Origin of the sequence: Peribacillus psychrosaccharolyticus ATCC 23296, from assembly GCF_000305495.1 — a bacterium.
GTDB classification, from domain to species: Bacteria; Bacillota; Bacilli; order Bacillales; family DSM-1321; genus Peribacillus; species Peribacillus psychrosaccharolyticus.
The window spans coordinates 12753-24779 of record NZ_AJTN02000249.1; the positions used below are offsets into that span (position 1 = coordinate 12753).

The window sequence follows — 12027 nt, forward strand, 5'->3', positions numbered from 1 at the left end:
CCTTGTATGCTAATTATAAGTTAAAAATGATGTGGTCTTGGCGGGCAGCAATGCTTATGCATAGGCATAGGCGGCGGGCTGCTGCAAATTAAATCTTGAGTGTAGCATTCGTTAACAACAGATTCAGAATGCGGGAAATAATGTTGATTTTGAATAATATGCTTATTTACAGTTGTATTATGAGTTGGGTGAACATACGGTACAACTGTTTTACTCACATTAGTATTTACTGTATTTTGAGTTGGTGAAACTTGTGCAGGTGCTACGTTTGTAGGACCTTGATTAACTGGTCCCATGCCGTAACCAGGTTGAGCTCCATAGCCCATCCCATAACTCGGCTGTTGTCCATACCCCATTCCCATTCCTTGTGAAGGCATACCATAACCTCCTGTTTGCGCACCCATTACTTGAGATGGTGCTGCAAAGCCTGCTCCTTGAGTCGGCGCTTTATAACCTTGGCTTAAAGATTGAGTTTGCTGTTGATACACATTAATTTTTTCCATAATAGCGAATATCCCCTTCCAACATATTTTTTATTTTACATTTACAGAATATGACAAGAAGGGCATTCATGTACTAGTCAATAAACCTATCTTTAAAATTAATCGCAGATTCTTGTTTAGATTGTTGAAATAAATAAAGGTCAAACCATCCTAAAAATAGAATGGGCTTAAACAGTTTATCAAGTCCTAGTCTCGGTTATCTGCCGATTGTTTGTCTTTTTCAAGATGTTCCTTAACTTGCTTTTTCTTCAATCGAATGAGCCTTTTATGAAGGTCCATAACGGAAGAGGATGAAATATCCATGGAGATGGGCAGCTCGGCGAATGCTTTTTCTACATACTCACAGGCTTTTGAATAATTCTTATACTGATGTTCGAAAAGCTTCGCACATTCTAGTGCCGCTTCTCTGCGGTGCTTACTACTCCCCTTTTCGCTGACCTCCTGCCAAATTTGGCAAGCACCATCGAAATCTTTTTCACGCTTTTTTTGAAAAGCAATTGCGTGCATGGCCGCTAAACGGTCTTCTTCTGTTCCTTCTTGGATAACCTGTTCATATGCCGCTATTGACTGCTTCTTTTCCCCAAGATATCCTAACCAGCGGGCAACTTCAAGCGATTCTTCTCCATATCCATCAGCTTGAAGAATTTGTCGGGATAAATGAATATACAGGGTAATTAATGATAAAACATCCAGCTCATTATGTTTGAGGACACCAAAGAGAATCTCCGGGTCTTGTCGTTCAACAAAATCAAAGTAAATTATGGGAGCTAAGTACCCAGGAATATCATCTTGACGGGAGAACCCAAGAATTTCGGATTCCACATTTGCTAATTTTACTCTTTCTAACTTGTTCTTCCATAGCCTTCTCGAAGCATGATACAAATCAAAATGTCCGAATTCGGGTAAAAGCGGTACATGATTCTTAATTAACGTGTGCTGCGTTTTAACTTGAGGCCAATCAAATGCCTTCCCGTTATATGTGACGAGCGTTTCATAATTAATTTTCTCTAAAAAACTATGATAAAATGGAACTTCGCTGCCCGGCTGTGGAAGAATATGCTGCCTGACAATCACTTCTTCACCGCTGAAAAAGGCGTAACCCAGTAAGAAAATAGACGTACCTGCACCAGCTCCTAGACCTGTTGTTTCTGTATCGAAAAAAAACAGATCTTCGCTGTTTAACCCTTTGGCTGACAGCGGGTGCTCGAGATTGCTTTCATTCCACAAGGATACGATTGTCTGAAAATCTGTAAAGGAATAGTTTCCATGTATAGTATCAATCGGATAACGCACCTCTCGTATTAAACAATACTGTTCATCGAGATAATAGGCTGTCGTATGATGCTCATTCCACTTTTCTATAAAAGGAATGTCTGTTGCTTGCGGCAATTGATTTACTTTTTGTACCGATGGTTTTTCCTCAATATTAAGATGACCCTTCATTCGGCTCAGCTTATTCTTCATCGACAAATCTATCTCACCTCTATATATTCAAGGCTTGTGTTGACCAGATCATTAAAACTGATCAAGCACCTCAATACTTCTTTGTTTAGCGCTTATCCCTTCGATTTCCGTACCAATACACGAAGGACAACCATCCTTACATGGACATTTTCGGATAAGGTTCTTTGCTGCTTCTTTTACTTGGTCAAATCGATTATACACATCTTCTGCCAGTCCAATTCCACCTGGATAATGATCATAAAGAAAAATAGTAGGTTTTTGAGTATGTGCTGCTTTAATCTGTGCAACAACATGAATGTCGTTACGATCACACATAACATGAACGGGTACCACATGCTGCAGTACATTAGAAATACCAAACAGCAGCTGCTCCAGGATTTTTTCCCCTAGAGTTTCATCGACTTCTTGTAATTCTAACCAAGCCGCACTCGTATGCAATTCCTCTTCCGGTAAGTAAATCGGGCCAGATCCTATATTTTCAAACGTAGACAACTTAATCTTTTTAAAAATGCTCGGTAATATATTAATCGAGACATCACCGTAATGTATAGATGATTTCTCTCTCTTTTTCGTTTTATCGATTTCTAACACCTTAAGCTGTACAGCGAGGTTCGCATCTGTATAGTATTCTACGTCTACTTGCCTAACGAACGCTTTTTTATGATCCCAGTCGAGCTTTTCAACCTGATACTGAACCCCTTCATGCAGGTATATGGCTTCGTCATGTAAAAGGGTCATGGCACTGAAACGATCCATTTCACCTATAATCTTAACATTTGCGGTTTCTGATTGATCAATAATCACTACGTTCTCCTGTGAAGCAGATCGTAAACTAATATTCCCTGCAGGAAAAGATTGGTTAGCCCAGTAAAATGTATCACCGTTTTGATGGATGACTCTTTCTTCAACAAGGTATTCAAGGATGTCTTTAACATCAAGGGGTCCAAATTCTTCATTTTCCTTTAACGGTAGTTCATACGTGGCACACTTTAAATGGTCGACCAAAATAATTAGATTCTCCGGGTTAATTCTAGCTGATTCAGGAGAACGATCAAAAAAGTATTCAGGGTTTTGGACAATATATTGGTCAATAGGGGTTGATGCTGCCACCATAAGAATAAGCGCTTCCCCATGCCGGCGGCCTGCACGGCCAGCTTGCTGCCATGTACTCGCGACACTTCCCGGATAGCCTGTCATTACGCATACCTGCAGCTGTCCAATATCTACTCCTAATTCGAGTGCATTCGTACTAACGACACCTATAATCTCACCTTGCCGTAACCCGCGTTCTATCTCTCTCCGCTGCTTCGGGAGATACCCGCCGCGGTACCCTCTGATTGCTTTTGAACTAATTTGGTTCTTAACCAGTTCTTGTAAGTGACTCAAGATAATCTCGACTCTTACCCTGCTCCTGGCAAAAACAATGGTCTGAATTTTATTTTTTAAAAATTCTTTAGCTAAATGATTCACTTCGACCGTTGCACTTTTCCTGATGTTTAATGGTTGATTCACAATCGGCGGATTATAAAAAACAAAGTGCTTTCTTCCACTAGGTGCTCCGTTGTCATCAATCAAGCGCATAGGTGCGCCGGTTAACTGCTCCGCTAATTCTTTAGGATTCGCTATCGTTGCCGACGTACAAATGAATTGAGGGTTACTTCCGTAAAATTTACAAATTCGCCTCAGCCTGCGGATCACATTGGCCACGTGACTTCCAAAGACTCCGCGATACGTATGAAGCTCATCTATTACAACGTATTTTAGATTTTCAAATAGACTTACCCATTTGGTGTGATGCGGGAGTATAGCCGAATGCAGCATATCTGGGTTGGTTATCACAATATGTCCCGCTTTTCTCACTACCTGACGGATTGAAGGCGAGGTATCACCGTCGTACGTATAACTTTTTATATCGATTCCCATTTCATCAATAATTTCATTTAACTCGCTTTTCTGATCTTGAGCGAGTGCTTTAGTTGGAAAGATATAGAGCGCGCGATTACTGTTATCTTCAGCTACTGATTGTAATACCGGTAAATTATAACAAAGGGTTTTACCTGAAGCTGTGGGCGTTACAGCAACAATGTTCTCACCCTTTTGTAAGGTTTCATAGGCAGTATATTGGTGGCTGTACAGTTCACCAATTCCTCGTTTTTGCAGAGCCGCCTTAATTCGTTCATCTACACTAGAAGGCATAGGCTTGGTTTTAGGCTCTTTGGGTTCGATTTCATGCCAATTAATGATATTCTCATTCTTCCGTAACTCTTGAATTAACTCCGAAAGTGATTTTTTACCTATCAAATCTCTTCACCTCTTTATATTTCGCTGATGGATATTATAAATTTACCTAACTTTCCATTCAAATAGACGGGCAGTCAGTTTAGGATGATTTTTTTCCGTTTCAATGTTTCCCTTGATTCTTCTATTCTATCGAATATGCGTTCTGTTAAAAAGGAAAACCTATTTTCCTTTTTAGGGAAACTCCATTTTACCATACAAAAAACAGGACATCTTCGTGTCCTGTTTGGTATTGATGCCTATTCAGTAAAAGCCAAAATGGCTTCTGCCAGCTTTTCTGTTTCTTCGAACATCCCCATATGACCACTTTCCTTTAGGGTTACTTCATTAATCATCGGCCCATGTACAGAAAATGTTTTTTCACTAGAGATGACTTCATCTTTTTCACCAGCTACTAGTAAAACAGGGACCTTAGCATGCTTTAACACGTCATTACGGTCTTTTCGACTGCGCATTGCGCCAAGTGCCCCGACTGCTCCTGAAGCACTGGTGTTAAGACCAATTTGTATGGCTCTTTCGACGTCTGCATTGTCTTTATCCGCAAAAAGTTTGGGCACTAAACCTTCTACGAAACTCTTTATCCCATTTTCTTTAATACTTTGGACAGCCTGTACTCTTCCCTCTTTGCCCTTTTCATCATCTGGAAAGGCGGTGGAGTGGATAAGTGAAAATCCAGCTAATTTATCTGGATAGGTATCTGCATAGGTGAGCGTAATATATCCCCCAAGTGAATGTCCAAATAAATAAAAATCAGTGAGACCGAGTTCTTCTATTAATTGGTGAACATCTTCAGCTAAATCTTCAATTTGATAATCTTTCCCATTTGGTTCTGTATCTCCATGACCGGGAAGATCAAGCGCAATCACTCTTCTTTTTGATTCAAGTAATGGGAGTAAATCCTGCCAGTAATCTTTACTGCCGCAAAATCCATGTAAAAATACTAAAGGTGTGCCTTGTCCGCTGTCTATGTACGAAAGTTTACTTGTCATCCTTATCCCTCTTTCTATTCTCCTTATTTATCCTAATAATTCCCTATCTGATTTTTTTCAAACCAACCTATGCAAAGAGCACATATCATTGAAAGCGGTCATAGCCTATTTAGAAGACTTTGAAAGGAGCGACATAGTGATGCCGTCGTCTAATAATGAAAAAAAGGAACCTTATCGACATGAAGTCCTCAATGAATTTGTTTCAAAAATGGATCGACTATTTGCAGATAAGCCTATAAAGGGTATGCTGCAATCTATGGATGACTTCTTCACTTCATCGAATTCCGGCCGCAGCTTTCCTGTAGAAATCATTGAAACGGAATATGCATACCAAATATCAGCCTCACTTCCAGGTGTAAAAAGACAGCATATTGGTATTGAAGTTCTTCCACAGGCGATTATGATAAAGGTGAAAGTTCAAGATAAAGAAAATAGTCGTTTAGGAATCAATGGTTTTCGCAGACCGACAGATTGGCTTTCCCGTACGATATCCTTATCCAAGCCGTTTGATGATAAAAAAATAAATGCTCGACATCGTGATGGCATTCTTCAGTTAACTGTTCCGAAATTGAAAGGTAAATCCATTTCTATTAATGAATAACTTTATTCAAAAAAACTGGCGTCAAATCCGTCTGCTGCTTGTATCAAGCATGCTAAAAGCGGATATGGCGTCAGTTTTTTTATTTCACAAATGTAAAGATGCTTCCCATTCCTTTCACCATGGAAGAAACCTGATTAACCGTATTCATCATCTGGCCAGCTGTGCTCATCATTTTATTAACATCCAGTGAACCATCCTGTGTTTTAAATTGGTTCATTACAGATGAAATTCCAGAAGGCTGACTCTTTTGCATAAACTGCTGTTGTGGGTAAGGATTGGCCGTATTCCCTTGTTGCTGCTGCAGTGGTTTCATCGGTTGCAGCGGATTTGCAAAGGGATTAAATGATTTTTTCACAGGTGGTCTGTTCGTTGGCTGCATTGGCATACCTGGAGCTGGAAAGCTCCCTCCCGCTTGAGGTGGAAAGGGCTGATAGGAAGGATAGGGAGGGTAATTTCCATTATAATTATACCCAGCCTGTTGAGCAGGTTCCACTGGCATATATGGCTCATTCATTTGAACATACTGGGGCGGCAGATAACCATTCCAAGGCGGTTGTTCCATATAATAACCCGTATATCTAGGATTCACGTTACAGTAGGATGTCCTATTATTCATATGTGCTCTCTCCTCACATGACATTAGCTGATATACTATATGACTATGTCTTTAGATGTGTGAGAGCCTTTCTTTTACCTACACGTTCGCAAGCTTACGATCAATTTCATCACGAACATTATGAAGAATGTAACGAACTGATTGGATATGACTTTTAAACCGCTTATAGCTTGTCTTTGGAAAAAAAGCCTGCACCGCTACGTCAGACAGATTATTTGCTGTTTGTTCGATTTGAAGAGGAAATAGATGCGTAAAGGATTCCATCCCCATCCATTCCTTCATACTATCTTTCCACTCGCTGCAGGCCGTGTGCACTTCATCAGCGAACGGCTTGACTTCGCTGTAAAAATCCTTTTCCTTCCCTGCTGCCCGAACTTCTTCATATATAACATCTGCTTGCTCATTAAACTGAATGAGTTTTTGCGTCAGCTCTTTTGCGTAGTTTTTATTTATCATAATGCCTCCGAATATTCTTTTTCCTTTAGTATAAAACACTTTTAGGAAATTTCATATGAAGGCATACTTCTCTTTAAATCTGCTTGATTCATTAAATGATTCATCGATTCTTTTTCAGCAAAGTCCACTCCAGCATTCCATTTTCCTTCTGTCTTCACAAAATCAGCTTCAACAGTTTGAACAAGATGTTCCTGCGTGCTCCATAAACTTGTACTTTGTTTGTGAACAGATGCAGCCACTCCTTTTTCAAGCTGATCAAGGCCGGCATTTATTTCATTAAGAAGATCTAAAATCTCCTTACTGGCAATCTTGCAGCTTCCCATTGCTTTCCCCTCCCTTTTCGTTATATATAGAGTTCTGCCTTTTTTTGAATTGCCCTTTCGCGTTGACAAAACTAGAAGGATATCGTCAAAGAAAGTGAAAATGCTTCATTTTTCTTTCTTTCGACAAGTTAAGAATGATTAAGAGCAGAATTGTAGAAACTACTAGCAGGAGGTGACACCTTTTGAAAAACAATAATAGTAAAGACCAAAACCTTAAAAAGCAAAAAAACCAAGAAAATAAAAAAGCAGGAACCGGTAATCCAAAAACTTCTGGTCCTGATCGTCCATCAACATAAGGCGTTTTAAATAGTTTAGACTAGTCATTTGCTTCAGGGAAGTGCAGCTTTAATCGCTGCAAATACCTGAAGCTGTTTTTGTTTCTTCTGGTACCATTTGGTCAGGTTAATGGTTTCTTGAAATTCCGGTTGATCATACCATTTACTCTTAACTAATACAGATCGATTCCATTGGATCGACTCATCAATATAGTGGGTAACGACAGGATAAATGGTTCGTAAATAAGGAGTTTGACTAAATACGATATTTGAAAACCGCTGATAATCATGTCTTGACCCTGTATGTTCTGTTTTATTTGAAAAAGCAAGGAACTCCGAATGAAGTAAGTCAGAAAATAAAATAGTATATAGTTTTTTTCCTAACTCGATTCGATCATCCAAACTTCTAAAATTTGCAACGGAAGACCCATACCATTCCCCGTACCTGTTTGGAAATAATACCGTGCTGAAATGGAGCATGTCTTGAAAGAGGAAACGAAACGAATGAAAGACTGTGGTATAGGGTCCTTTTCTGATTACAGGAAGATCAATGATATGCTGTTCATTGACAATCATTGAGTAAACCAGTCTTTTCTCGTCATGAACCTGCCAGAAATATTTCCATTCTGCCTCTATAAAGGAAGATATATAAAAATACTTACATAAATGAAACAAAGGACGCCTCCATTTCGTCGAATAATGAAAGAGAAGTAATTGCGGGTAGGCATCTCGAAAAATCAACCAGTTTGCCTGTTCATAGGTCAAGAAAAGGAGCTTTTTATAGGATGACGTCAACAAAATTCCATAGTTTCGACTTGCTAGATCACACATATTCCACCCAGCATTTCTCGATACCATACCAGCTAAATAGGACCAGTGAATCGTCGGGTGCATGGCAAAAAAAGCTTCATATGCTTTTGTTCTGGTAATATTATCCTTATTTTGATTGTCAGTTTGTTTCTGGATAATCCTAAGGAGTAATTGTTCTTCCCTTGGCAACTCCTTTGGAATCGTACAACTCATCATTCTTGCTCCCTCTTTTCTAAACGTTCCAATTTGCATTATCTGTTAGCGTTTTGTGAAAATAGACATTTTATTCACTATAACCATTCTTTTTTTGCTATCATAGATAGATGAAAAAAAAGGAGGGACAAAAATGGCTTTCCACTATCCCAACGGTCGTAAATTTATTCCGCGGAAATCAGACCAATCTGTACGCCCGCAGATTAAAGCAGGCTTCAGTAACCGCGGGAAAACGCTCGAGGATGACTTGAATGAGACAAATTCTTTCTATCTCGCACAAGGGATCGCCGTTGTTCACAAAAAACCTACGCCCATTCAAATAGTGGATGTTCATTATCCAAAACGAAGCGCTGCAGTCATTAAAGAAGCATACTTTAAACAAGCATCCACTACGGATTATAACGGCGTTTACAAAGGACACCATCTTGATTTTGAAGCAAAAGAAACCCAAAATACAACATCATTCCCATTAAAGAATTTTCATGAACATCAAATCGTACATATGATGAACGTGACCAAACAAGGCGGTATCGCCTTTGTTATTATTCGCTTCGCTGTCACGGATGAAATATACCTAATGAATTATCCTGAAATTCATTTTTTTTGGAAAAGGATGCAAGATGGTGGAAGAAAGTCAATTACGAAGGAAGAAGTAGAAGCTGAATCAAAAAGGATACCGCTTGGCTTTCAACCGAGAATTGACTATATTAAAGTAATAGATTCTATTCTTTCGAAATAGAGTCTGAGTTGTTTATTAAGAAAGGCAGGTAAGCTGTAATGGCTGAGAAATATAACAGTAGACAAGAAAGACGAAAGCAAACTGAGAACCAAAAGAAAGCAAAGAAAAAACCTAAACGTGGAATGTTTAAACGGATCATGATGATTCTTGGTATTTTCGTAGGGATCGGACTTATAGCCGGAGGAGCAGCATTTGCCTATTTTGTTAGTGGTACTCCCGAGCTTGATGAAAGTCTTTTAAAAGACCCCATTGCCTCAAAAATATATGATGTTGATAAAAAATTATTATCAGAAGAAGGTATAGAGAATAGAGAGTATGTCAATTACGAAGACATTCCAGAGCTTGTCCAAGATGCAGTTCTAGCAACGGAAGATGTTCGCTTTTATGATCATCATGGTATTGATTTTTACCGACTGGGTGCAGCGGTACTATCAAACGTTACAAACGGCTTCGGATCTCAAGGTGCTAGTACCTTGACGCAACAGGTCGTTAAACGTTCCTACTTAACTCCTGATAAGACAATTAAACGAAAAGTCCAAGAAATGTGGCTTTCGATTAAACTAGAACAAAAATATACAAAAGAAGAAATCTTTGAAATGTATGTAAATAAGATTTTCTATGGCAACCGTGCCAACGGAATCTCTACCGCAGCAAAAACGTATTATGGAAAAGATTTGAAGGATTTAACACTTAATGAAGTAGCTATGCTTGTCGGACTGCCGCAGAGCCCAAGTAATTATGAACCCTACGGTCATCCTGATAAAGCGAAGAAACGTCGTGACGTTGTCCTTCACTTAATGAATAAACATGGCTATATTTCAAAAGAAGAGATGGAAAAGAACCAAGCTATTGCAATTGAACAAGGCTTAAAAGACAAAGATACCAGTAAAACTGATACAACTCCTTACGATGCTTTCATCGATGAAGTAATTGAAGAAGTTCAAAGTATGGGTGATTATAACGTCTATACAGACGGTCTAGAAATTTATACGACAATTGACCGTGATGCACAGGAATATGTATATAAATTATTGAATACCAACGATATTGTTCAATATCCGAATGAAAAGTTACAAGCGGGTATTACCTTGCTTGATACCGAATCCGGTGAGATACGGGCAATCGGCGGCGGTCGTAACACCACGGTAAAACGCGGATTTAATTATGCAACAGAAGCGAAGCGCTCACCAGGATCAACCATAAAACCGATCATTGATTATGGTCCAGCTGTTGAATATTTAAATTGGTCAACCTATCAACCAATCATTGATGAACCATATCAATATACCAATGGTACCCCAATTAAAAATGCTGGGGGCACCTATAAAGGGCAGGTTACCGCTCGTGAAGCATTGGCCCGCTCATTAAATATTCCAGCCTTGAAGACCTATCAGGCTGTTGAGGAATACGGCGAAGGAAAAGGAAGAGAGTTTGCAGAGAAACTAGGCGTGCCTATTGATAATATTAACGAATCTGCCTCTATTGGATCAATGGATTCAGGAATCTCTTCCATGGAATTGGCTGGAGCATACAGTGCGTTCGGGAATAACGGAATTTATAACAAACCACATACCGTGACAAAAATTGTCCTAAGAGACAAAACAGCTATTAAGCAAAAAGTTGAATCGAAAGCTGTCATGAAAGAATCGACTGCGTTTATTATTTCAGATATGTTAAAGAGTGTAATCAATGAAAGCTACGGAACAGGAATCCGGGCGAAAGTTCCGGGACTACCGATGGCAGGAAAAACCGGTTCAACTAACTTCACTCCTGAAGAAAAAGCAGCCAATGGCATTCCGGCTGATGGTGTCCGCGATAGTTGGATGGGCGCATACACCACCAATTATACCGTCGGAGTCTGGGCCGGATATGATAATAAGCCGAAGGAAAAACTAGACTATGTGGGCAGCAGCTCGCAAAGAATCCCTAAAGAAATTATTAAAAACTTAATGCAATATGTCTCAAAAAATAAAGAAACAAAAGATTTTAAACAGCCAAACAGTGTAGTTAAAGTACAGGTTGTTAAGGGCTCAAACCCTGCCGTACTGGCTAACAGCTATACACCAAGTCACCGAATTACAAACGAGTACTATGTAAAAGGACATGAACCAACTCAAGTAACCAAGGAATACACTAAATTAGGTGCTCCGCAAGGTTTAACTGGTGCCTATAATCAAGAACTCAATGAAATTAATCTTAATTGGAGTTATCCAACTCAAGACGAAGGAACACCTGAATTTGAGGTGAAGGTTTCAATTGATGGCGGAGGTTCGAATGTACTCTCCTTGTCTAGTGATACGGGTCTGACTATTCAAAGTCCAACAGCCGGAGCCAGTTACTCCTTCAGTGTGACTGCGATTCTAAATGGCCAGCGAAGCGATGCAGCTACAACTTCTGTATCCGTTCCAGGCGAGATAGAGGAAGAACCAATCGAGGAACCTGAAGAAGAGGAAATACCTGAACCAGAAGATCCAAATCAAGGTACAGAACCTGATACCGGCGATAACGAAGAAGATCCCGGGGATCAAGATAATGGGAACAACGGAAATGGGAATGGGAATGGGAATGAAGGCTCTCCTGAAACGGACCCAGGTACTGAAAAACCAGGTACTGAAAAACCAGGTACTGAAAAACCAGGTACTGAAAAACCGGGTACTGAAAAACCGGGTACTGAAAAACCGGGTACTGAAAAACCGGAAGCCCCTCCTGAACAAAATAATGGTAATTAACCATCAAAAGG

General features: G+C 39.6%; 11 protein-coding genes. 3 read left to right on the top strand and 8 right to left on the bottom strand.

Annotation, left to right across the window (positions count from 1 at the left end; genetic code table 11):
* Window positions 1–20 precede the first annotated feature (20 nt).
* The 4 genes from WYK_RS26220 to WYK_RS20190 form a co-directional block, all read right to left on the bottom strand.
* Window positions 21–503 carry a CotD family spore coat protein gene (locus WYK_RS26220; RefSeq protein ID WP_326238925.1) on the bottom strand — a complete coding sequence of 161 codons (483 nt, stop codon included), beginning with the start codon at window positions 501–503 and terminating at the stop codon, window positions 21–23.
* A 186-nt stretch (window positions 504–689) separates the two neighbouring features.
* Complete coding sequence (locus WYK_RS20180; RefSeq protein WP_235782574.1) at window positions 690–1967, bottom strand: ribonuclease H-like domain-containing protein; 1278 nt, start codon at window positions 1965–1967, stop codon at window positions 690–692.
* 51 nt (window positions 1968–2018) lie between these two features.
* A complete protein-coding gene (locus tag WYK_RS20185; RefSeq protein WP_040376288.1) occupies window positions 2019–4265 on the bottom strand; it encodes a DEAD/DEAH box helicase in 2247 nt (748 codons plus the stop codon).
* A gap of 239 nt (window positions 4266–4504) precedes the next feature.
* Window positions 4505–5254 (bottom strand): alpha/beta fold hydrolase, encoded by a 750-nt coding sequence (locus tag WYK_RS20190; protein WP_051387786.1) that lies wholly within the window; start codon window positions 5252–5254, stop codon window positions 4505–4507.
* 139 nt (window positions 5255–5393) lie between these two features.
* Here WYK_RS20190 and WYK_RS20195 point away from each other — a divergent pair, with 139 nt between their 5' ends.
* The gene (locus WYK_RS20195; RefSeq protein WP_040376252.1) at window positions 5394–5855 is read left to right on the top strand and encodes an Hsp20/alpha crystallin family protein; all 462 of its coding nucleotides are present in this window, start codon (window positions 5394–5396) and stop codon (window positions 5853–5855) included.
* Window positions 5856–5934: 79 nt separating this feature from the next.
* Here WYK_RS20195 and WYK_RS23540 read toward each other — a convergent pair whose 3' ends face one another.
* The 4 genes from WYK_RS23540 to WYK_RS20215 form a co-directional block, all read right to left on the bottom strand.
* Window positions 5935–6471: a YppG family protein gene (locus WYK_RS23540; RefSeq protein ID WP_051387788.1), complete on the bottom strand. Its 537-nt coding sequence runs from the start codon at window positions 6469–6471 to the stop codon at window positions 5935–5937.
* Between the two features lie 78 nt (window positions 6472–6549).
* Window positions 6550–6927, bottom strand: a complete 378-nt coding sequence (locus tag WYK_RS20205; protein WP_040376253.1) for a YppE family protein — start codon at window positions 6925–6927, stop codon at window positions 6550–6552.
* 41 nt (window positions 6928–6968) lie between these two features.
* Window positions 6969–7250: a hypothetical protein gene (locus WYK_RS20210; RefSeq protein WP_040376254.1), complete on the bottom strand. Its 282-nt coding sequence runs from the start codon at window positions 7248–7250 to the stop codon at window positions 6969–6971.
* A 329-nt stretch (window positions 7251–7579) separates the two neighbouring features.
* Window positions 7580–8551: a DUF2515 family protein gene (locus WYK_RS20215; protein WP_051387790.1), complete on the bottom strand. Its 972-nt coding sequence runs from the start codon at window positions 8549–8551 to the stop codon at window positions 7580–7582.
* Between the two features lie 130 nt (window positions 8552–8681).
* Between WYK_RS20215 and recU the strand changes: the two genes are divergently transcribed.
* On the top strand, window positions 8682–9287 hold the full coding sequence (gene recU, locus WYK_RS20220) for a Holliday junction resolvase RecU (protein ID WP_040376255.1): 606 nt from the start codon (window positions 8682–8684) through the stop codon (window positions 9285–9287).
* Window positions 9288–9325: 38 nt separating this feature from the next.
* Window positions 9326–12016 carry a transglycosylase domain-containing protein gene (locus tag WYK_RS20225; protein ID WP_081704984.1) on the top strand — a complete coding sequence of 897 codons (2691 nt, stop codon included), beginning with the start codon at window positions 9326–9328 and terminating at the stop codon, window positions 12014–12016.
* Window positions 12017–12027: the final 11 nt, after the last annotated feature.

Excerpts from the sequence above, each read along its gene's own strand:
- WYK_RS26220 (WP_326238925.1), bottom strand. The coding sequence starts at position 503 with ATGGAAAAAATTAATGTGTATCAACAGCAAACTCAATCTTTAAGCCAA.
- WYK_RS20180 (WP_235782574.1), bottom strand. The coding sequence starts at position 1,967 with ATGAAGAATAAGCTGAGCCGAATGAAGGGTCATCTTAATATTGAGGAA.
- WYK_RS20190 (WP_051387786.1), bottom strand. The coding sequence starts at position 5,254 with ATGACAAGTAAACTTTCGTACATAGACAGCGGACAAGGCACACCTTTA.
- WYK_RS20195 (WP_040376252.1), top strand. The coding sequence starts at position 5,394 with ATGCCGTCGTCTAATAATGAAAAAAAGGAACCTTATCGACATGAAGTC.
- WYK_RS23540 (WP_051387788.1), bottom strand. The coding sequence starts at position 6,471 with ATGAATAATAGGACATCCTACTGTAACGTGAATCCTAGATATACGGGT.
- WYK_RS20205 (WP_040376253.1), bottom strand. The coding sequence starts at position 6,927 with ATGATAAATAAAAACTACGCAAAAGAGCTGACGCAAAAACTCATTCAG.
- WYK_RS20210 (WP_040376254.1), bottom strand. The coding sequence starts at position 7,250 with ATGGGAAGCTGCAAGATTGCCAGTAAGGAGATTTTAGATCTTCTTAAT.
- WYK_RS20215 (WP_051387790.1), bottom strand. The coding sequence starts at position 8,551 with ATGATGAGTTGTACGATTCCAAAGGAGTTGCCAAGGGAAGAACAATTA.
- recU (WP_040376255.1), top strand. The coding sequence starts at position 8,682 with ATGGCTTTCCACTATCCCAACGGTCGTAAATTTATTCCGCGGAAATCA.
- WYK_RS20225 (WP_081704984.1), top strand. The coding sequence starts at position 9,326 with ATGGCTGAGAAATATAACAGTAGACAAGAAAGACGAAAGCAAACTGAG.